We start from the raw sequence: 20,126 nt of genomic DNA, 5'->3' as shown, positions 1-20,126 counted from the left end.
AGTGCGAGCGGTAAGCGCTCAGCGGTCCGAACCGTGCGCCGAGAGGCTGGCCGGAACCTTGCGAACACCGCCTTCGCGGCCACTGGCTCGCGTCGGCGCCGCCCAAACTCGGCGCCGACGTCGCGGCCGGCATCGCGGGTGTCATGGAGTACACCCGCGACCGCGACGTCTTCGTGTCAGCGGGCCAGCTCGGGATATACGGCGGTCAGGTCCAGCGCCGTGGCGGCCTTGGCGCCGCGGGCGGTGTCGTCGGCGAGGACCTCGAACGCGCCGGACTCGATGCCGTCGAGCGCGTGCTTGGCGATGTCCTCGGGGCGCGACTTCGGTGCGGTCACGGCGGTCACCATGTCGGTGTCGACGTAGCCCATGTGCAGGCCGGTCACGCCGATGCCGCGGTCCAGCAGTTCGAGACGGATCGCGTTGGTCTGCAGCCAGAACGCGGCCTTTGTCGCGGAGTACGCGCCGTGCCGGGCGACCCACGACAGGGCCGAGTGCGCGTTCAGGATGTGGCCGCCGCCGTTGCGCTCGATGATCGGGACGAACGCGCGGGTGAGCTGCAGCGGGCCGAAGAAGTTCGCGTCGAAGACCGCGCGGACGTCCTCGATCGAGGCATCGAGGTAGCTGTTCGGCGAGCTCGCGCCGGCGTTGTTGATCAGCACCGTGACGTCCGGTGCGGCCGCGGCGAGCGCGTCGATCGAGGCCTGGTCGGTGACCTCGAGCGGCAGCGGCACGACCCGCGGGTCGGTGCTCGGCCGCGGGGTTCGGGCGGTCGCGTAGACCTTGGCCGCGCCACGGGTGAGCAGGTCGTCGACGATCGCCTTGCCGATCCCGCGCTGCCCGCCGGTGACGAGGACGACGGCGCCTTCGAGTGTGGTCATGAGAACTCCTGAGCTGGAAACCGATCTGTTTCGGCCACCGTAAACCGATCGGTTTCCGAATTCAAATCGAGCCGGTACGCTTCAGTGCATGAGTACTTCGGCGACACCCCGCGAGCGGCTGCTGGACGCCGCGGGGGAACTCTTCTACCGCGACGGCGTCAACATCGGCGTGGATGCGCTGTGCAAGGCCGCCGGGGTGTCGAAGAAGTCGATGTACCAGTTGTTCCGGTCGAAGGACGAGCTGATCGCGGAGAGCCTGGCCAGCCGCGGACCGGCGTACCAGGCGCTGTTGCAGCCGGGGCCGGAGGACGATCGGTCGCCGCGGGAGCGGATTCTGGCCGTGTTCGAGCGGCAGGACGACATGGTTGCTGGCGGCAATTACCTCGGGTGCCCGTACGTGAGTACGGCGGTGGAGCTGAAGAACCCCGAGCACCCGGGGTCGGTGGTCGCGCGGCACTTCAAGCAGCAGCTCACCGACTTCTTCCACCGCGAGCTGGTGAAGGCCGGCGCGGGGGACCCGGCGACGCTGGCGGTCCAGCTCACGATGATCTTCGACGGCGCCGCCGCGCGCGCGGTCGTCCGTGCCCAGCCGCTGAACGGCATCGGCGCGGTCACCGCCGCCGCCCTCCTGGAGGCCGCCGGCCTGCACGCCGCGGAACTCGCGTTCCGGTGAGCGCACAGGTGAGCGGTTCGGCAGAGATCCCGGCGGTGTTCCACGACCTGCTGTCGTCGAAAGCGGTCGCGATGGTGGGCACGATCGGCCGGTCCGGTGAGCCGCAGGTGACGCCGTTGTGGTTCCTCTGGGACGGCGAACGGGTCCGCATCAGCCTCGTCGACGGGCGGCAGAAATTGCGGAACCTGCGGCGCGATCCGCGGATCTCGCTGGTGGTCGTCGACCCGGCGCGGCCGACGTACTACGTCGAGCTGCGCGGCCGGATCGACGACCTGGTCCCGGACCCGGAGCTGGCCCTGGAGCAGGCGGTCGCCCGCAAGTACACCGGCGGCTGGTCGGACGTCGAGCCGCCGGGGACGACGCGGTACGCGACGAGCGTGATCGTCGACCGGATCACCAGCCAGCTCGGGCATTAGCGGGACACGAACGCCCTTTGTTCCATGGGAAATGGGACAAAAGTACTCCGTGTTCCAGAAGAAGTTCCGGTACCGGCGGGGTCTTGACCCGGCTGCCGGGCGTCGTGAAACTGCCGTGGAAACCGCTGTCCTACCGCCCCCGAAGACAGGACACCGCCCATGCGAAAGATGCCCTTCGTCCTGGCCGCGGCTTGTGCCGCGCTGGTTGCCGGGACCCTCACGACTCCGGCTGTCGCCTCCTCCCAAGCCGTCGACGCGCCGGCCGTGTTCACGCACCCGGGTGTCGGGTCGAGTCAGGCCCAGCTCGACTTCGTCCGCGCCAAGGTGCAGGCCGGCGCGCAGCCGTGGACCGACGCCTTCAACCAGGCCAAGAACAGCGCGTACGCGTCCCTGTCCCGGACGCCGAAACCCCGCGCGGTCGTGGAATGCGGTCCGTACTCGAACCCGAACTACGGCTGCACCGACGAGCGTGAGGACGCCATCGCGGCGTACACCGACGCGCTGCTCTGGTACATCACCCGCGACGACCGGTACGCCCAGAAGTCGATCCAGCTGATGGATGCGTGGTCCGCGACCATCCAGGACCACACCAACAGCAACGCGCCGCTGCAGACCGCGTGGTCGGCGTCGTCGTGGCCGAAGGCCGCGGAGATCATCAAGCACGTGTACGGCAACTGGCCGAACGCCGGCCGGTTCGCCACCATGCTCCGCAACGTGTACGTCCCGGAGATCATCAACGGCTCGAACTCCAACGGGAACTGGGAGCTGAGCATGACCGAGGCCCTGCAAGGCATCGGGGTGTTCCTCGAGGACAAGGCGATCTACGACAAGGCGATCGCGCTGTACCGGCTGCGCGTCCCGGCGTACGTCTACCTGGAGTCCGACGGCGCGTTGCCGAAGACGGTGCCGAGCCAGAACCTCAACACTCGCGACAAGATCGTCAGCTACTGGCAGGGTCAGGGCACGTTCGTGACAGGGCTGACTCAGGAGACCTGCCGCGACTTCACCCACACCGGCTACGGCATCTCGTCGATCTCGCACGTGCTGGAGACAGCGCGGATCCAGGGCATCGACATGTACCCGGAGTTCGGCGAGCGGCTGCGACAGGCCCTCGGCTTCCAGTCCAAGTGGGAGCGCAACCTGGAGCCGGTGCCGTCGTGGCTGTGCAACGGGACACTGCACCGCGGCCTCGGTCCGATCACCGAGGTTGGCTACAACGCGCTGCACACTCGTCTAGGCATCGCGATGACGAACACCCAGGCGCTGACCGAGTCCCGCCGTCCGGCCGGCTCCAACAACCTGTTCGTCGCGTGGGAGACACTGACCCACGCGGAGAACCCGTCCTAGCAAGTCTTCCGGGAGGGTCGGACACGACCGGGGCGGTGGGGTGGGGAAGAAATTCAACACTGCCCTCCGGCTCTCCCGGATGCCTTCAGCAGTGCGCTTCGCCGCGCTTCCAGTAGCCCTGGAACGAGATAGCGCTCTTCGGCATCCCGATCGCGTTCACGAGGTGCCGGCGTACCTCCTTGATCATCGAGGACTCACCGGCGACCCATGCGTAGTCGACGTCGAACGGCAGCGCTGCTGACTTCACCGCGTCCACCAGCGAGCCGTCGGTCACCCAGGTGACGTCGGCCGAGCCGGCCAGCGGGCGGATGTCCGCAGCATCCGGTACGGCGATGAACACCGTCGCCTGGATCCCAGCGGGGAGTTCCTCGAGGATGCCCGCCACCGCAGGCAGCGCAGTCTCGTCCGCGACCAGGACCCGGCGCACGCTGGTCGCCGGTGGGACGTAGTCGACGCCGGAGTGCAGCAGACCCTTCGTGCTGGTTTTGTCGACCGCGAACGGCAGCAACAGGCCAACCTGGTCACCCAGCTCGGCCTCACTGACCCAGGCCGAAGCGGGGCCGTTCACTCCGTGCAGCACGAACTCGACGTCCAGCTCTGCCACCTCTGGCCGGAGGGCCCGCACGGTATAGGTCCGCATGATGAAACGCTCGTCGACCGGCTGGGCGCACCACTCGGCGTACCACTCGGGTCCGGACGGCAGCTTGATCGCGCTGCCGTCGGGAGGAGACAGCAGGACCTTGATGCGCTGGTCCGGGCCGGCTGTGACTGCCTCCGCGATCCGCGGTGCGACGAACGTCACGCGGCGCAGGTGCGGGCTCAGGTCGTCAACGGCCGCCACGGTGGCCAGGAGCGAGTCGAACACGATCGGCCGCTCGAGCACAGTCGTCATGCCTGGTTTCTCCATAAACTTGGCAGGGGGACCTCGGATGCGGACCCGTGGACGGCCGGGTTATTCTGAGGCGTCTAGAGGTTAGCCTTACCTAAGAGGATTCCGAAAGTCCAATGCCCCCGCCCTCTGCCACGGTCGACGCCGGCCCGGAGACCGCTGCGCCGTCACGCCCGCGCCGGGCCCGGCGGACCACGCTGGTCCTCGGGCTGGCCGGCTGCGTCGCACTCCTGGTCCTGGTGTCGCTGCTCAGCGTCGCGATCGGCTCCAAGCAGATCCCGCTGTCCACGGTCATCGACGCGCTGCGCCACTACAACGAGGCCGACACCGACCAGGTGATCGTGCGGTCGCTGCGGGTCCCGCGGACGCTGATCGGTCTCATGGTCGGTGCCGCCCTCGGCCTGTCCGGGGCGTTGATGCAGGGCGTGACGCGGAACCCGCTGGCCGATCCGGGCATCCTCGGCGTCAACGGCGGCGCCGCGTTGTTCGTTGTCGGGGGCATCTACTGGTTCGGGTTGTCGACGCTGACGTCGTACGTCTGGCTCGCCTTCCTCGGCGCGGCCGCGGCGTCGGTCGCGGTGTACCTGCTCGGATCGCTCGGCCGGGAGGGTGCGACGCCGGTGAAGCTCGCGCTCGCCGGTGCGGCGCTGACCGCGATGCTCGGGTCGCTGACGACGGCGTTGCTGATCGGGGACGTCGACACGTTCGACCAGTTCCGGTTCTGGTCGGTGGGGTCGTTCGCCGGCCGCGGCTCCGACATCGCGGCCCAGGTGGCGCCGTTCATCCTGATCGGGATCGTGCTGGCGCTGTTCTGCGGGCGGGTCCTGAACGCGTTGTCGCTGGGGGACGACGTGGCCAAGTCACTCGGTCAGCGGGTAGGACTGGCCCGCGCGTTCGTCGCGGTGGTCGTCGTCCTGCTGTGTGGCGCTGCGACCGCGGCGGCCGGACCGATCGGGTTCATCGGGCTGACCATCCCGCACGTGGCGCGGCTCGTGACCGGGCCGGACTACCGCTGGATCCTGCCGTACTCGGCCCTGCTCGCTCCGATCCTGCTGCTCGGCTCCGATGTGATCGGCCGGGTCGTCGCACTGCCCGGCGAGTTGCAGGTCGGCATCGTGACCGCGGTCCTCGGTGCCCCGTTCTTCATCGCGCTGGTCCGCCGGCGGAAGCTGGCCGACCTGTGACGGCCGAAGCGGTTCACGTCATCGCCCGGGCGCGGTCCGCTCGGCAGACCCGCTCACTGGTCGTCATCGCCGTCCTGGCGGTCGTGGTGTTCGCGACGTTCTGCGTCTCGCTGTCGCTGGGTGACTTCAAGATCCCGGTGGTCGACGTGGTGAAGACGCTGTTCGGCGGCGGCGACCGGGCGACCGAGTTCATCGTCAACCGGCTGCGGCTGCCCAGGGCCCTGACCGGTCTGCTGGTCGGTACGGCGCTGGGCCTGTCCGGCGCGATCTTCCAGAGCATCGCGCGGAACCCGCTGGCGAGTCCCGACATCATCGGCGTGACGTACGGCGCGAGCGCGTTCGCGGTGTTCGCGATCGTCACGCTGGGGCTCACCGGGGTCGCGGTGTCGGCGTTCGCGATCGTCGGCGCCGTGCTGACCGCCTTCATCATGTACGTGCTGGCGTGGCGGCACGGGGTGTCGAGTTACCGGCTGATCCTGATCGGGATCGGCATCGGCGCGATCGCCACCAGCATCACGTCGTACCTGCTGACCAAGGCCCGGGTGGAGATCGCGCAGCAGGCGCTGATCTGGCTGACCGGGAGCCTGAACGGGCGGGACTGGTCGAACGTACGGTCGCTGGCGGTCACGTTCGTCGTCCTGCTGCCGGTGATGGTGCTGTTGGTCCGGCAGTTGCGGATCCTGCAGCTCGGGGACGAGACGGCGTACGGGCTGGGCCTGCGGGTGGAGGGGGCGCGGCTCGGGCTGATCGTGGTCGCCGTCCTGCTGGCCGCGGTGGCGACGGCGGCGGCCGGGCCGATCGGGTTCGTGGCGTTCGTCGCGCCGCCGATCGCGCGGCGGCTGACCCGGTCGCCGGGGCCGGCGATGATCGCGTCCGGTCTGCTCGGCGCGCTGGTGGTCGGCCTGTCGGACCTGGTCGCACAGCACGCGTTCGGAGACACCCAGCTGCCGGTCGGTGTGGTGACGGGTGTGGTGGGTGCGCCGTACCTGATGTTCCTGCTGGCGCGGGCGAACCGAGTCGGGAGTGGTGGCTGAGATGGAGGAGAAGTCCGTGGAGCACAGCTTGGCCGCCGACGGTCTTGCGGTCGGCTACGACCAGCGGGAGATCATCCACGACCTGTCGGTGCGGATCCCGACCGGGAAGATCACGGTCATCGTCGGCGCCAACGCGTGCGGCAAGTCGACGCTGCTGAAGACGCTGGCGCGGCTGCTGAAACCCTCGCGCGGGACGGTGCTGCTCGACGGGAAGAGCATCCAGCAGATCCCGACCCGGGAGGTGGCGACCAAGCTCGGCCTGCTGCCGCAGTCGCCGACCGCGCCGGAGGGGATCACGGTCGCGGACCTGGTCGGCCGCGGGCGGTACCCGCGGACCCGGTGGATCCGGCAGTGGTCGCGCTCCGACGACGAGGCGGTCGCGGCCGCGATGACGTCGACCGACGTGCTGTCGATCGCGGACCGGCCGATCGACGAGCTGTCCGGCGGGCAGCGGCAGCGGGTGTGGATCGCGATGGCGCTCGCGCAGGAGACCGACATCCTGCTGCTCGACGAGCCGACGACGTTCCTCGACCTGACGCACCAGTTCGAGGTGCTCGACCTGCTGGTCGACCTGAACCGGTCGCAGCACCGCACCATCGTGCTGGTGCTGCACGACCTGAACCAGGCCTGCCGGTTCGGCGATCACCTGATCGCGATGAAGGACGGCGCGATCGTTGCCGAGGGCAACCCGTCGCGGGTGATCACCGAGGACGTGGTGCAGGACGTGTTCGGGCTGGCCGCGAAGGTCGTGCCCGATCCGGTCGCCGGTACGCCGATGGTGGTGCCGATCGGCCGGCACCGGTCCGTCCAGGACACCGCGGCGGCCAGTCCGGCAGCCGCGGCGCTGGCAGCCAGTGCCGCGGCCAACGGCGTCTGCCGGCCCATCGACCGCTAGCGCCGCGGACCGGGGTACGCCGGGTTGCCGTACCCCGTACGGCAGAAGCGGATCGGTTTTCGTCGGTCGGGATGGTTATGGTGGCGGGCATGTTGTCAGCGCTCGCGTATCACCGGTCCGTCCTGGCGGTCGTCCGCCAGGTGGACGAGCGTGCGTGGACGGCGTTGCATGGCGGTCCGGAGGGTTCGCTCGACGAGCTGCTGCTGCGGAATGCCTATCGGCTGGAGACCGACGCGCATCCGGCGGTGTTCCGGGCCGGGCAGCGGGCGGCCGCGGCGCTGGAGCTGGATCCGGACATCGACTATTTCCAGGTCAGCGGCGAGCCCAACGCGGCGTACCTGCACCAGGCCGGCAAGGCCGTGATCCTGTTCCGAGGGGCGTTGCTCGACCGGCTCGACGAGGACGAGCTGACCGCCGTGATCGGCCATGAGTTGGCGCATCGGCTGCTGTGGCAGGCCGACAGCGGTGCGTATCTGGCCGTCGACCGGCTGCTCGACGCGGCAGCGGGTGACGCGCGGACCCCGTCGCAGTACCTCGAGACGCATCGCCGCTGGTCGCTCGCGACCGAGTTGTTCGCGGACCGGGGCGCGTTGACGGCGTGCGGTGACCTGACCACCACGATCCGCGCGTTGCTCAAGCTGGAGACAGGTCTGAGCACGGCGGACCCCGCGGCGTACCTGCGGCAGGCCGAATCGCTCGATCTCCGCTCGGGCAGTCGAGGGATGTCGCACCCGGAGGCGGTCGGACGGGCCTGGGCGTTGAAGAACTGGCTCGACGGCGAGGACGTCGAGGTCCTGGTGACCGGGCCGCTCGACGTGGACGCGCCTGATCTGCTCGACGCTGTGTTGCTGCGCGAGCTGAGCCGGGACTTCGCGGCAGCGGTCGCGTACGCCGACGGGCTGCGGACCGATGCTGTCGCCGCGGCCGCCGCCGGCTTCGCGGATCCGCCCGGCCCGCTCGGAGTGCCAGGGGGCGCTGTGCGCTTCGACGAACCGTTGGCGGTGCGTCCGGTGGACGGTGCGCCGCTGCCGCGACCACGCCCGCTGGCCGCGGCCACCAAACGCTACCTGTCGTACTTGTTGCTCGATCTCGCCACAGCCGATCCGGAGACCGGAGACGCCGGGCTGATCGCCTCGCTGGTCGTCGCCCGCCGGTCCGGGCTGCCTGGGTACGTCGACATCGCGGACGACGAGCTCGGGTGGAGCGACAAGCAGCGGACGCGCTTCGTGCAGGCTGCGGAGGTGGCCGGATGAGCGCCGAGGACCTGGTCGCGCTGGCCGTTTCGCAGGGAGGTCTGGGCAACGACGCGTTGCTCGCGGCCGTGCTGCCGCTGTTCCACGAGACGGCCGCGGTGCACGAGCGCGGGCTGGTCGCGCCGCTGCGCGGCCTCGACCGGATCGTGGTCGACGAGCAGAACAGGCTCGGTTTCGCGCCGGAGGACGCGGGCCGGCCGACGCTCGCCCCCCAGCAGGTCGACGCCCGGCAAGGGAAGCGGCCGTCGGCCGTGGAGGTGGTCGCGCAGCGGCAGGCCGACCTCGACCTGGGGGAGAGCGGCGGCCGCGAGACCACCGTCGTGCCCGAGCCGGTTCCGGACGCGATCGCCGCGCCGACGCTGGTGGCCGGATGGCAGAGCTGGGAACACGTCGTCGGGCACCACGACCAGCTCACCGACATCTTCAGCCTGGGCCAGCTGCTGCTCGCGCTCGGGTGCGGCCTCGACCTGTCCAGAACCGCGGACGTCGCCGCCCTGATCGATGCCCGAGGCAACTTGTACCGGCTGGACCCGGACCTGCATCCGGTGATCGTCTCGGTCGCGGCGCAGATGGCCGAGCCGGACCGGCACCGGCGCGCGCAGGACCTGCACTCGCTGATCGAGCAGCTGGAGAACTACCGCGACCAGCCGCTCGACTTCGACGTCGAGGCGATCGTCCGGGGCGCGGCGGACCGGCGGACGGCGGTGCTCGGCGCGCTCCGCGACCGGCTCTTCGACCTCTCCCGGCGGAACCGGCTGATCAACTTCCGGGCGACCGCGCAGACGCTGAACCTCACCGAGGTCTCGGTCCCGCTGATGCTCGACGTCCGGACGATCCGCTCGGAGCAGCTGTTCACGTGGCGCGACGACCTCGCGGGGCCGCTGCTGAAGAAGCCCCAGCCGCTCGGCAAGTGGATCCGGTACGACGAGGCGCCGTACGCCGCGAACACGCTGGACAAACTGATCTCCACCGCGCGCCGGGACCGGGCCGACTACGGGCAGGACCAGCTTCGTCTGGTGCCGGCGTTTCTGCGCTGGCACGACCTGAAGAACGATCGGGACACCCGCCTCGCGTCGCCGTTGGTGCTGGCGAAGGTGCAGCTGACGAAGAAACGCGGCGTGCGGGACTCGTACACGTTGCACGTCACGGATCCGATCGCCGAGGTGAACCCGACGCTGCGGCACAGTCTGCGCCAGCTGTACGGGATCTCGTTGCCGGAAACTGTCGACTTGTCGGCACCCGGTGCGTTGCGGGAGCTGCACGAGCGGCTCGCGAAGGAGATCCAGGCGACCGAGCCGGGGCTGCAGCTGCATCTTCGGGAGAAGCCGCGGATCGACCTGGTGCGGCAACGCGCGATGACGCGCCTGCGGACGTACGACCGTCGCCGGCACGGGAACGTCGCGACCGGGTTCGGCGGGAAGCAGTATCCGTATTCCTATCGGCGGACCGACTACCAACCGCTCGGCGTGCAGATCTTCCGGACGCAGATCGCGCAGCAGATCCTGCCGCTCGGGATCGCGCTCGGGGAGGAGCCGCGGCGACCGGGCGCGATCGAGACCGACGTGTACTCGCTCGACACCGAGGGCGGGCCGTACTCGTGGGACGTCGACCTGTGCGCGGTCTCGCTGGCGAACTTCAACTACCGGACGCTGGGGCTGGTGCGTGACTACGACGAGCTGCTGACGACCGGCGAGTCCGCGGCCTCGTTCGATCACCTGTTCTCGGACCGGCCCCGGCCGGTCGGCACCGTGCTGCCCGAGCTGCCGTCGGCCGATCGCCATCTGGTGGTGCCCGCGGACGGCTCGCAGGTCGCGGCGATCGCGCGGGCGCGGCGCGGCGAGAGCTTCGTGATCCAGGGACCGCCCGGGACGGGCAAGTCGCAGACGATCACCAACCTGATCGCGGACTTCGTCGCGCGCGGGAAGCGGGTGCTGTTCGTCTGCCAGAAGCGGGCCGCGCTGGACGTCGTGCATGCGCGGCTGGCGAGCCGGCGGCTGGACGGTCTGTGCGCGCTGATCCACGACTCGCAGGGCGACAAGAAGGCGTTCGTCCACGGGCTCCGGGACACGTACGAGTCGTGGTTGTCCGCGGAGGACGACCTGGACGCGCTGACCGCGCGCCGGTCGGAGCTCGTGGCGCGCGTCGATCGGCTGCTGGCGACCGTCGATGCGTACGAGGAGCAGTTGGCCTCCGGCAGCCCTCGTCTTCGCGACCTCGTGAATCGCTTGGCCGAACTGCACACGCACGCCTGGACGCCGGACGCCGAGCAGAACGCACGGTTCGGGGTGGGGCTGCCGGCGATCGGGGACTGGTGGGCTGCGCGGGACGTCGTCCGAGAGGTGGCCACGGGGCTGGCCGCGGCGGATCCGTCGACCGGCGGGGTGCTGGCGCGGAGCTCGCTCGCGTTCGTCGTGGCCGATCGCTGGGACGACGCCGAGCTGCCGACCGCGGCACGTGAGCTCCGCAGCCGGTGGGACGCGGCGGCGACCGCCCTGGCGGCGATCGACCTGTCGAACGACCCCGCTCCCGAAGCCGAAGCCGCGGCCGGAGGGGGTGCCGGAGGCGGGGCGGTGGCTGTGCACGACGTGCGTGAGTTGGCGGGGCTTGGGCGGTTGCTGGAGCCGTTGGCTGCGTTGGATCGGGTCGAGGCGATCGTTCCGCGCTCGCCGGCAGCGCAGGATCTGGCGGCGGCCGCCGCGGAGCGGGAACAGCTTGTGGGCGCCGAGCAGGCTGCATGGAAGGAAGCTGCCGGTTGGAAGGAGCCCTTGGCGCCGACGGATGCGCGGGCCGCGCTGAAAGTTGCTCAGAGCAAGGAAGGTGGGTTGTTCTCCTTCCTCAGTGGGGATTGGCGCCGGGTGCAGAGCCTGGTCCGCAGCCGCTTCGACGCGACGGCCCGGGCCGTACCGCCGTCGGTCACCGACATCCTCACCGACCTGATCGCCGCGCAGTCCGCCACGGCAGCGGTGGCACAACACGCCGAACAGAGCCGGCTCGACTGGGGCGTGGACGACCCGCGCCACCTGATCGACCAACTTGCCGCCGTGCGCAAGAACATCCCTGACTGGCGCTTCGTCCTCCGCGACGGCGCACCCGCTCAGCTCTCGCGCCTGGCCGACCGCTTCGAGCAGGCCGAGGCGCCGACGCGCGACCTGCTCGCCTACCAGTGGGACGCGCTGACGGTCGACGACCTCCGCGAACTGCTCGGTCGGCTGGAGTCCGAGAGCCCGACCGCCCGTGCGGTCGCGTCCCGGCTCCACGACCTCGCCGGCGTCCCGTCCCCGGTCCGGACGGCACTCCGTCACCTCGACGCCACGCCCGACCAGCTCGAGTACGCCGTGTGCGCCGCCGAGTGGGAACGCGCTCGTGCGGCCGCGCCGCTGCAGCTGTCCTCGGAGCGGGTCGACGCGATCGTCGGCGAGCTGAGCATGGTGTACGACGAGCTGACCGCGCTCAACGCCGAAGTCGTCGTCGCGCAGGTCCGGCGCCGTTTCCTCGCCGAGGTCGACCACTCCGAGCGCAGCGTGACGGGTATGTCCACGGAGGATCGCGAGCGCAAGAAGACCTTCGCGACCGGGCGGCGCGAGCTGGAGCACGAGTTCGGCAAGGTCATGCGGTACCGGTCCATCCGCGACCTCGCATCCGGTGCGCCCGGCGAGGTCGTGTCCGTCCTGCGTCCCGTGTGGCTGATGAGCCCGTCCTCGGTGTCCGAGACGTTGCCGCTGACCGCGTCGTTCGACGTCGTGGTGTACGACGAAGCGAGCCAGATCCCCGTGGAGGAAGCGATCCCGGCGCTGCACCGGGCGCCGCAGGTGATCGTCGTCGGTGACCAGATGCAGCTCCCGCCGACGCAGTACTTCCGTGTCCGGACCGAGAGCGACGACCTGCAGGTGGACGACGAGGCCGCCGAGCAGGTCGGGATCGCGCTGACCGAGGACAGCTTCCTCTCGATCAGTGCGCTGCGGCTGGCGTCGACGATGCTGACGTGGCACTACCGGAGTCGCTCCGAGGCGCTGATCTCGTTCAGCAACGCGGCGTTCTACCAGGGCAAGCTCGCGACCGTTCCGGACCGCCTGCCACCGCACGCCGCGCCGCCGTGGACCATGCAGGCGGACGCCCCGGTGTCGGACGTGTGCGACAGCGTGCTGGCCGGGAGCATCACGTCGGTGCGACTCGTCGACGGCGTGTACGTCCGGCGGACCAATCCGGCCGAGGCGCGATGGATCGCCTCGCTGGTGCGGGAGCTGCTGGCGCGCGAGACCGGTAAGAGCCTCGGGATCGTGGCGTTCTCCGAGGCGCAGCAGGGCGAGATCGAGCGGGCGCTGGACGAGCTCGCCGAGCACGACCCGGCGTTCGCCGCGCTGTACGAGGCCGAGCAGGTGCGGACCCACGGCGAACAGGACGCCGGGCTGTTCGTGAAGAATCTGGAGAACGTGCAGGGCGACGAGCGCGACATCATCCTGATGAGCGTCTGCTACGCGGCCGGCCCTGACGGCCGGATGCTGATGAACTTCGGCCCGATCAACACGTCGGGCGGCGAGAAGCGCCTGAACGTGATCTTCAGCCGGGCGCGCGAGCACATGGTCATCGTCAGCAGCATCGAGCCCGACGCGATCACCAACACCTACAACGACGGCGCGAACACGTTGCGCCGGTTCCTGGGGTACGCCGCGGCCGTCTCCCGGGGTGACCAGGCCGCCGCCAAGTCCGCGCTCGCGTCGTACAGCCTGCGGACCACGCCCGCGGTCGGCGCCCGCCCGATACCCGTCGTCGAGCAGCTCGCCGCGGCGCTCGAGGCGCGAGGTGTGGAGGTCGACCTCGCGGTGGGCGAGTCCGTCTTCCGCTGCGACCTGGCCCTGAAGCTCCCCGGCGACGTCGGCCACCGACTCGCGGTGCTCGTCGACACACCGGAGCGGGTCGCCGCCGACACGCTCCTGGAGCGTCTCACCACCCACCCGACCGCCCTGAAGACCACCGGCTGGCGAGTCCACCACGTCCTCACCACCGACTGGTCTCGTTCCCCCGACGCAGTCCTCACCCACCTCCTCGAGGCCCTCCACCGCCCAACCGACAAGTAACCTCGGCAGCAGTTCGGCGAAGCGGCCGTGCGTCTGGTCAGTCGGCCGGTCGACTAGCTGCCGGCTGAGCCGTCGATGAGGAGCTGCGCGGCGACCGTCGCGCCGTCGGGCTTGATCGCAGCGGCGACGTCTGTCGCTCGCGAGCGGATCTCCGGGCCAAACACTTCGCCGAGCGTGTCGGACAGCGAGTCGACGGTCTGCGTCGAGCCCTCGTACGACGTACCGATGCCCAGTGCGACGACCCGGGACGCCCAGTACGGCTGGTCTCCGAGGAGCGGCACGACAACCTGCGGTACGCCGGCGCGCGCGGCAGCTGTCGTGGTGCCGGCGCCACCATGGTGTACGACGGCTGCCAGTCGAGGGAAGAGCGCTTGCTGGTTGACCTCGCCGATGACAAGACAGTCGTCGCCGTAGTCGGCCAGGTCCAGCTCCGACCAGCCCCGCGAGAGCAGCACACGCCGCCCATGCCGGCGACTCGCCTCGACGGCGGTGCGGGCGATGTCCTGCGGCGCGTGCGCGGACATGCTGCCGAACCCGACGTACACCGGCGGCTCTCCGGCGTCCAGGAACGTCTCCAGCTCCGCAGGGAGCGCACGGTCGTCCGGCAAGAACCATGCACCGGTCTGTACGACGTCGAGCTCGGTCAGGCCCTTCGACGGGCACAGGGTCGGGTCGGCCGCGAGCCACGGCTGATCGGTCAGTACGTAGTCCCGGATGTTCTCCACGGGCGGTAGGCCGAGTGTTGCGCGGCGGCTGTTCACCGCGGGGCCGTACAGGGCGTTGACGCGCTGAGCGTCCTGCTCCCACAGCACGCGCCTGTCGGTCTCGTCCTGCGGTGACGGAGTACCTGGCCGGGCGCCGGGCGAGTAGTGCCGCGAGGGTAGTCCGAGGAGGTGGTAGCACGCGAGGACGTAGCGAAGGCCGAGCCGGTCAGCCACGTCCCGCGCACCGGCCGGCATCAGCCCGGTCGCGACCAGCGCGTCACTGCCCCCAGCCACGGCGCTGAGTGTTTCGAATCGCGCGGCGACCAGCTCTGACGCCAGTTGGAACGGGTCGGGCCGAGCCGCCGACTTCGCGCGGGACACCACCGACCGCACCGGCGGGCCGAGCGGCACGAGCGGGACCTCGGCTCGCCGCAGGAGTACGGCGAAGTCCTCGTCCGGCGGCGCGCAGACGACTGCCTCGGCGCCGAACTGGCGGAGCGCCACCGCGAGAGCGACGAGTGGTTCGACATCTCCGCGTGATCCCCAAGCCGTCAACACAACACGCACGTGCGATCCCCTACCTGTCGGTCGGTTTCCTACGGAACTGATACAGCACGAGGCCGGCCAGCAAGGCGCCCGAGGTGCCCAGTGTCAGGTCGCCGAGGGTATCGGTGTAAGCGGTCGCGAGCTCGGGCGAGTTGCGGACGAAGGTGACGTACTCGCCGACTTCCCAGACGATCGCGGCGGTGGCGCCGAAGCCGAGGGCGACGAAGGTGGTGATCGGGCGGGACAGATCGCGGGGCGCGAAGGCCAGCAGCACTCCGGCGGTGAGGAATCCCCAGAGGACGAAATGCATCGCGTCGTCCCACCAGTCGACGGTGTCGAACAGGTTCAGCCGGTTGCCGATCAGGTCGATCAGCCACGGCAGGGTCATCAGCAGGTCCGCAGCCCAGGGAAAGCTGCGGTGCAGCGTGCTGCGCGTCCGTCCGTACGCCCACCACCACAGCGGCAGGACCATCCCGCCGATCGGGTACACGATCAGCCGGGCGGTCGAGGCCTTTGTCTTGATCCCGCTGAGATCCGGCCAGATCAGTGCCGACAGCAACAACCCGAACAGCAGCACCTTGGCGAGCACGGCGGCGTACCGGACCCAGTCCGCTCGCACCGCGCGTGTGGCAACCATCGTCGTCATACCACCAGTCAATCCGGCCGCCGCGTCCGGCGGATGAGTACAACTACCGGAACATCAGACACCCAGCCAGCCGCGACGGGAAGCTTCGTGGCCCAGCTGGAAGCGGGTGACGCCCAGCGTGCGGGCGGCGGCTGCACGCGACGCCGGAGCGCGGTTGCTCGTCGTGGTGAACAGCGGTGCCGGTCAGTACTACGACCTCGCCGGCGGGACCGACCTGCCCGTCTACTCGCTGACGGCGGCCGAGGGTGGGCCGTTAGGAGCTGGCCACGGTCGTCAACCGGTTCGTCGGGCCGACCGGTGAGCTCGCGTTCGAGAGCCGGGCCGACTGCCGCATCGGTTTCTGGCCGCCGTGCCTGCAGGTGACCGAGCCGATCCACCTCGGGACCCAGCCGGTCGACTTCGTGTCCACGCAGGAGGGGACGGACTGGTACGAGCAGACGAACCACCCGCAGAGCTGGGAGCAGCGCGGCGAGCGGCACACCTACAAGCCGCTGTCGGTGCAGACGAACTCCTGGTTCGCACCGGCCGACGAGCTGGAAGCTAGGAACGAGGACGGCGAGCGCGTGGGACCTCCGTGCGCAGACGACGGACTCGAGCGACTGGGTGTATGCCGACGGGGGCGTCGTACCTCTCGCTGCGGGCGATCGCGACCGACGACGCCGGCAACAAGGTCAGTCAGGAGGTGATCCGGGCGGCCGCGATCCGGTGACGACATGAGACAGCCGGCAGCGACCCAGGAGGTCACTGCCGGCTGTTTGTCTGTGTGCTCAGCTGACGCTGATCAGGTCCACGACGAAGATCAGGGTCTCGCCCGGCTTGATCGCGCCGCCCGCGCCACGGTCGCCGTACCCGAGGTGCGGCGGGATGACGAGCTTGCGCCGGCCGCCGACCTTCATGCCCTGGACACCGGTGTCCCAGCCCTGGATGACCTGGCCGACGCCGAGCTGGAACGCCAGCGGGGCGCCGCGGTTGTACGAGGCGTCGAACTCCTCGCCGGTGGAGTGGGCGACGCCCACGTAGTGCACATTCACCCGCGAACCGGCCTTGGCCTCGTCGCCGTCGCCTACGGTGATGTCGGTGATCTCGAGATCCGCCGGCGGCGGACCGTCCGGAAAGTCGATCTCTGGCTTCTCAGTCATACCCCCAGCTAAGCAGACCGGCCGCCGACCGCCGACGTACCCCCGGTGGTTCCGCTGTGGGCGGAACCACCAGGCTTGTCCGTCAGTACTTGCGCCAGATGTCCTCACCGGAGGCGCACTCGCCGCGCCATCGCCAACCGGTCACGACCTCACCGGGCTGGAACGCGGCCGCGGTGGTCTTGCCGGTGCCCTGGTTCTGGTCGGCGGGACCGTAGTGCAGGCAGATCCTCCAGCGGTAGCCGCCGTACGTCGTGGTCAGCGTGATGTGGTCGGCGCCGGGGTAGCGGACTCCGTTGTTCCAGACCCAGCCGCCGTAGGGACCGGTGGTGAGCGAGATGGTCGCGTTGCCGGCGTTCTGGTACCGGAGACTGCTGGAACCGTCGGATAGCGTCTGGTAGACGCAGGCGCTGCCGGCATTGCAGGTGGCCGCGCTGGCCGTAGGTGCCGTGGCGATGCCGACAGCGGCTGTGGAAAGACGCACCGGCTTTCAGTTCGCTTTCACGGATCAGCCTTCTGTCCCGGGCGATCCGGACGGTTTAGGCTCCCGATAGGCCGACCAATGGGGGTGGGCCGGACCCGTGGGGAGATGTGATGACGGAGCCTGTGACCCGGACGCTCGACGTACCTGGGGCGACGTTGACGTACGACGTTCGTGGGGACCTGGCGCAGCGGCCGGTGCTGCTGACGATCGGGTCGCCGATGGGGGCCAGCGGGTTCCCGACGCTGGCGTCGTACTTCGAGGACCGGACTGTGGTGACGTACGACCCGCGGGGCGTCGAGCGGAGTGTCCGCGACGGCGAGCTGACCGAGCTGTCGCCGGAGGACCACGCGGCCGACCTCGCTGCGCTGATCGACCACCTGGACGTCGGGCCGGTCGACATCTTCGCGAGCAGCGGCGGCGCGGTCAACGCGCTGGCGCTGGCCGCCCGTCGCCCCGACCTGATCAACACGCTGGTCGCGCACGAGCCGCCGCTCGCCGGGATCATCCCGGACCACCAGAGCGCGCAGGCCGCGATCGCGGACATGTACGAGACCTACCAGCGCGTCGGCCTCGGGCCCGGCATGGCGAAGTTCATCGCGCTGGTCATGTACGACGGCGAGATCCCCGTCGACTACACCCAGCAGCCCGCGCCGGATCCCGCGATGTTCGGCCTGCCGGTGGAGGACGACGGGTCGCGGACGGATGCGCTGCTCGGGCAGAACCTGCGCGGTTGTACGTCGTACCAGCCCGACTTCGACGCCCTCGGCAAGGTCCGGGACCGCATCGTGGTCGGGGTCGGCGAGGAGTCGCACAACGCCCTCGCCGGCCGCGGCGGAAAGGCCGCGGCCGAGCGGCTCGGTCTGACGCCCGTCGTGTTCCCGAGCAACCACGGCGGCTTCCTCGGCAACGAATACGGCCAGCCCGGCAAGCCCGAGGAGTTCGCCGCCAAGCTCCGCGAGGTCCTTGGCTAGATCCGCGAGCCGGCGCGGCGTTGGTCCGCCCGGCCCACCCGCACCAGCCATTTCAGGGGTTCACCTTCGCCGTTGCCCCTTCACCTGCTGTGTGCGAGGGGCGAAGGGACAATCTGCGAGGTGAACCCCTGCAATGGAACCGGCGCGGCGGGGGGCTTGGACGGGACTGGGTTAGAGTCACGGTCTGTGATCAGAACGCTTGGCTTGGTGATCGGTCTCTCGGTGGTACTGACGACCGTTGGCGCGGCGGCCGGTCCGCGGACCTCGGATGCGGCGACCGAGACGTACGCGGAGTATTCGCTGATGTTCGAGAAGGCCGCCGGCCAGTACTTCGCCGGCGGCGCCGCGGCCGGTCAGTGGGCCTGGACTCCGCTGTCCGCGGCCGAGTCCGACATCTCCTGGGGCGACCCGAAAGCTTGGCCGCCTGCCTCCGCGGAACACTTCGTCCACGACGACGACTGGGTCCTCCTCGAGGGCTACAACGACGGCGCCGGCCGCCCACTCACGCAAATCCAACGCGTCACCACCGAATCCCTCGGTGACACGAACTGCATCAACATGCGGCCCCTCCCGTCCGACGGCAGCCGCCAGCACTACGTGAAATGGACCATCCCAACCACCGGTTACTGCCTGGACGCCACCGGCACCATCAAACCCCCCAACAGCTCCACGACGGTCAACTTCCGCCACCTCCAGAAGTGGCTACCGCCCCACCCCTGCTCCAACCCGTACTACGCCGGCCGAACCTGCATCACCCAGTACGAGCAGTGGTGGGACGACAACCAACACGCCTTCTCCGGCCAGCTCACCCGCACCGTCGAGCTCGCCAAGGGCCTGGGCATGGCCTTCACCAACCGCACTACAGTCCCCCTGGAGTGGAACGCCGACGGCCGCAACTACTGGCACTACTGATCTTCTGCTCGCCGCCCTCGCAGTAGGTCCAGCCGGATGGTCCTGCGCTGATACCGTGGCGTGTGCGCATGAACGGTGTGTTGTCGACGGAAGACATCGATCGCATCGCGGAGGAGGCGATCGACAGCGAGTCGCCCGAGTTGCTCGCGGCTTCCTTGGTCGATGCCGTAGAGCATGGCCGATTGAAAGACGATGCTGATGTCTCCTATGCCCTGATCGTCGCGGCCGAGATCACCGCTGATGCCGGCCGGCCAGATGCCGCGATCGCCTTGGCAGAGCGCGGTATCGAGGCCTACGAGCGATCCGGCAACGAGTCGGCGTGCTACCCGATGGCGGTTCGCGCGGACGTGCTGTTTCTCGCCGGCCGCGACGAGGAGGCGATGACGCAACTCTCGCTTCTGCGTGACCAGCTGACGCACGACTCCGAGGCAGCGACTCTTCTCAGCGACGTGCTCGTGTCGAACGGTCGAGCGGAAACCGCCGAGGCATGGCTGACGGAGGCACTGGGCGTTGCTCTCCGGCGTCACGACGAACTGGACTCCGAACCTTCGGCCTCGGCGTCCGACGAGGTCGCGATGGTGGCATTCGAACTCCTCCAAGCTCGCCATGCTGTGCGCCACGAGCTTGAACTGCCGCACGACGATCACGACGACCTGGCGGACGAGTTGCTGGATGCGCTGGACGAGCCGGACGACGAGCCGGTCTTGATGTTCCTGCCAAAGCCGGAGTACGACGAAGCCCTCAGCCGCTGGCCGCAGCTGGTCGCCGACTGTGGCGCGACGTGGGACGAGCATCGAGCGATGACAGAGCGAGACTTCACATCCTTCGCAGAGCACGGCGCGGTCCGCTTGGCGGCCGTGGTCGGTTCGGCCGATGGCCTCGCGGCATTCGCCAGGGCAACCGACAGCATGCAGCTAGACGGAGATGTGCTTCAGGCCTACAGCGATTCTCTCGTGCAGGCGGGCTCCGCCGAGGTCAATTGGCCACCCGGCCGAAACGACCCCTGCTGGTGCGGTTCAACCAGCAAGTACAAGAAATGCTGCCTCCCACGCTCCTAGCCAGCCCGCACCTGGCGCGTTGCCG

At 69.7% G+C, this 20,126-nt stretch carries 18 protein-coding genes; 12 read left to right on the top strand and 6 right to left on the bottom strand.

Annotation, left to right across the window (positions count from 1 at the left end):
• Window positions 1-176: 176 nt before the first annotated feature.
• Window positions 177-878, bottom strand: a complete 702-nt coding sequence (locus AB0L64_RS36885; protein ID WP_363717618.1) for an SDR family oxidoreductase — start codon at window positions 876-878, stop codon at window positions 177-179.
• 88 nt (window positions 879-966) lie between these two features.
• On the opposite strand from AB0L64_RS36885, the gene AB0L64_RS36880 reads away from it, so the two are divergent.
• The 3 genes from AB0L64_RS36880 to AB0L64_RS36870 all read left to right on the top strand — a co-directional run bounded on the left by AB0L64_RS36880 (window position 967) and on the right by AB0L64_RS36870 (window position 3,314).
• On the top strand, window positions 967-1,551 hold the full coding sequence (locus tag AB0L64_RS36880; protein WP_363717617.1) for a TetR/AcrR family transcriptional regulator: 585 nt from the start codon (window positions 967-969) through the stop codon (window positions 1,549-1,551).
• Window positions 1,552-1,559: 8 nt separating this feature from the next.
• Window positions 1,560-1,967 (top strand): PPOX class F420-dependent oxidoreductase, encoded by a 408-nt coding sequence (locus AB0L64_RS36875; protein ID WP_355695258.1) that lies wholly within the window; start codon window positions 1,560-1,562, stop codon window positions 1,965-1,967.
• A gap of 159 nt (window positions 1,968-2,126) precedes the next feature.
• Window positions 2,127-3,314, top strand: coding sequence for an alginate lyase family protein (locus AB0L64_RS36870; protein WP_363717616.1), 1,188 nt, complete (start codon window positions 2,127-2,129; stop codon window positions 3,312-3,314).
• Between the two features lie 85 nt (window positions 3,315-3,399).
• On the opposite strand, the gene AB0L64_RS36865 is transcribed toward AB0L64_RS36870, so the two are convergent.
• Window positions 3,400-4,206, bottom strand: a complete 807-nt coding sequence (locus tag AB0L64_RS36865; RefSeq protein WP_363717615.1) for a siderophore-interacting protein — start codon at window positions 4,204-4,206, stop codon at window positions 3,400-3,402.
• A gap of 113 nt (window positions 4,207-4,319) precedes the next feature.
• On the opposite strand from AB0L64_RS36865, the gene AB0L64_RS36860 reads away from it, so the two are divergent.
• From AB0L64_RS36860 to AB0L64_RS36840, 5 genes are all read left to right on the top strand, one after another.
• Entirely contained in the window at window positions 4,320-5,387 is a 1,068-nt protein-coding gene (locus AB0L64_RS36860) for an iron chelate uptake ABC transporter family permease subunit (RefSeq protein ID WP_363717614.1), read from the top strand.
• Window positions 5,384-6,421, top strand: a complete 1,038-nt coding sequence (locus tag AB0L64_RS36855; RefSeq protein WP_363717613.1) for an iron chelate uptake ABC transporter family permease subunit — start codon at window positions 5,384-5,386, stop codon at window positions 6,419-6,421. Before AB0L64_RS36860 ends, AB0L64_RS36855 begins: the two co-directional genes overlap by 4 nt.
• Before the next feature lies 1 nt (window position 6,422).
• Window positions 6,423-7,316, top strand: a complete 894-nt coding sequence (locus AB0L64_RS36850) for an ABC transporter ATP-binding protein (protein WP_363717612.1) — start codon at window positions 6,423-6,425, stop codon at window positions 7,314-7,316.
• 89 nt (window positions 7,317-7,405) lie between these two features.
• Window positions 7,406-8,569 (top strand): M48 family metalloprotease, encoded by a 1,164-nt coding sequence (locus AB0L64_RS36845; protein WP_363717611.1) that lies wholly within the window; start codon window positions 7,406-7,408, stop codon window positions 8,567-8,569.
• Window positions 8,566-13,644 carry an AAA domain-containing protein gene (locus AB0L64_RS36840; RefSeq protein ID WP_363717610.1) on the top strand — a complete coding sequence of 1,693 codons (5,079 nt, stop codon included), beginning with the start codon at window positions 8,566-8,568 and terminating at the stop codon, window positions 13,642-13,644. Before AB0L64_RS36845 ends, AB0L64_RS36840 begins: the two co-directional genes overlap by 4 nt.
• A gap of 53 nt (window positions 13,645-13,697) precedes the next feature.
• Here AB0L64_RS36840 and AB0L64_RS36835 read toward each other — a convergent pair whose 3' ends face one another.
• The gene (locus tag AB0L64_RS36835) at window positions 13,698-14,915 is read right to left on the bottom strand and encodes a glycosyltransferase (RefSeq protein WP_363717609.1); all 1,218 of its coding nucleotides are present in this window, start codon (window positions 14,913-14,915) and stop codon (window positions 13,698-13,700) included.
• Window positions 14,916-14,925: 10 nt separating this feature from the next.
• Window positions 14,926-15,540, bottom strand: coding sequence for a hypothetical protein (locus tag AB0L64_RS36830; RefSeq protein ID WP_363717608.1), 615 nt, complete (start codon window positions 15,538-15,540; stop codon window positions 14,926-14,928).
• 106 nt (window positions 15,541-15,646) lie between these two features.
• Between AB0L64_RS36830 and AB0L64_RS36825 the strand changes: the two genes are divergently transcribed.
• Window positions 15,647-15,841 carry a hypothetical protein gene (locus AB0L64_RS36825; RefSeq protein WP_363717607.1) on the top strand — a complete coding sequence of 65 codons (195 nt, stop codon included), beginning with the start codon at window positions 15,647-15,649 and terminating at the stop codon, window positions 15,839-15,841.
• 466 nt (window positions 15,842-16,307) lie between these two features.
• Here AB0L64_RS36825 and AB0L64_RS36820 read toward each other — a convergent pair whose 3' ends face one another.
• Together AB0L64_RS36820 and AB0L64_RS36815 are read right to left on the bottom strand one after the other, a co-directional pair.
• Complete coding sequence (locus AB0L64_RS36820; RefSeq protein WP_355484881.1) at window positions 16,308-16,679, bottom strand: FKBP-type peptidyl-prolyl cis-trans isomerase; 372 nt, start codon at window positions 16,677-16,679, stop codon at window positions 16,308-16,310.
• 82 nt (window positions 16,680-16,761) lie between these two features.
• Window positions 16,762-17,160, bottom strand: coding sequence for a hypothetical protein (locus tag AB0L64_RS36815; RefSeq protein WP_363717606.1), 399 nt, complete (start codon window positions 17,158-17,160; stop codon window positions 16,762-16,764).
• 110 nt (window positions 17,161-17,270) lie between these two features.
• Between AB0L64_RS36815 and AB0L64_RS36810 the strand changes: the two genes are divergently transcribed.
• The 3 genes from AB0L64_RS36810 to AB0L64_RS36800 all read left to right on the top strand — a co-directional run bounded on the left by AB0L64_RS36810 (window position 17,271) and on the right by AB0L64_RS36800 (window position 20,101).
• A complete protein-coding gene (locus AB0L64_RS36810; RefSeq protein WP_363717605.1) occupies window positions 17,271-18,131 on the top strand; it encodes an alpha/beta hydrolase in 861 nt (286 codons plus the stop codon).
• Between the two features lie 186 nt (window positions 18,132-18,317).
• Window positions 18,318-19,043: a hypothetical protein gene (locus AB0L64_RS36805; RefSeq protein WP_363717604.1), complete on the top strand. Its 726-nt coding sequence runs from the start codon at window positions 18,318-18,320 to the stop codon at window positions 19,041-19,043.
• 68 nt (window positions 19,044-19,111) lie between these two features.
• A complete protein-coding gene (locus AB0L64_RS36800; protein WP_363717603.1) occupies window positions 19,112-20,101 on the top strand; it encodes an SEC-C domain-containing protein in 990 nt (329 codons plus the stop codon).
• Window positions 20,102-20,126: the final 25 nt, after the last annotated feature.

The organism is Kribbella sp. NPDC051936, from assembly GCF_040680955.1.
In the GTDB taxonomy this organism is placed as follows: Bacteria; Actinomycetota; Actinomycetes; order Propionibacteriales; family Kribbellaceae; genus Kribbella.
The sequence above is the reverse complement of the archived record's forward strand: the minus strand, read 5'-3'. Positions and strand labels throughout refer to the sequence as shown.

Bases quoted from the DNA above. Each gene is read 5' to 3' on its own strand.
- AB0L64_RS36885 (WP_363717618.1), bottom strand. From the start codon at position 878: ATGACCACACTCGAAGGCGCCGTCGTCCTCGTCACCGGCGGGCAGCGC.
- AB0L64_RS36880 (WP_363717617.1), top strand. From the start codon at position 967: ATGAGTACTTCGGCGACACCCCGCGAGCGGCTGCTGGACGCCGCGGGG.
- AB0L64_RS36870 (WP_363717616.1), top strand. From the start codon at position 2,127: ATGCGAAAGATGCCCTTCGTCCTGGCCGCGGCTTGTGCCGCGCTGGTT.
- AB0L64_RS36865 (WP_363717615.1), bottom strand. From the start codon at position 4,206: ATGACGACTGTGCTCGAGCGGCCGATCGTGTTCGACTCGCTCCTGGCC.
- AB0L64_RS36860 (WP_363717614.1), top strand. From the start codon at position 4,320: ATGCCCCCGCCCTCTGCCACGGTCGACGCCGGCCCGGAGACCGCTGCG.
- AB0L64_RS36850 (WP_363717612.1), top strand. From the start codon at position 6,423: ATGGAGGAGAAGTCCGTGGAGCACAGCTTGGCCGCCGACGGTCTTGCG.
- AB0L64_RS36845 (WP_363717611.1), top strand. From the start codon at position 7,406: ATGTTGTCAGCGCTCGCGTATCACCGGTCCGTCCTGGCGGTCGTCCGC.
- AB0L64_RS36840 (WP_363717610.1), top strand. From the start codon at position 8,566: ATGAGCGCCGAGGACCTGGTCGCGCTGGCCGTTTCGCAGGGAGGTCTG.
- AB0L64_RS36830 (WP_363717608.1), bottom strand. From the start codon at position 15,540: ATGACGACGATGGTTGCCACACGCGCGGTGCGAGCGGACTGGGTCCGG.
- AB0L64_RS36820 (WP_355484881.1), bottom strand. From the start codon at position 16,679: ATGACTGAGAAGCCAGAGATCGACTTTCCGGACGGTCCGCCGCCGGCG.
- AB0L64_RS36810 (WP_363717605.1), top strand. From the start codon at position 17,271: ATGACGGAGCCTGTGACCCGGACGCTCGACGTACCTGGGGCGACGTTG.
- AB0L64_RS36800 (WP_363717603.1), top strand. From the start codon at position 19,112: ATGAACGGTGTGTTGTCGACGGAAGACATCGATCGCATCGCGGAGGAG.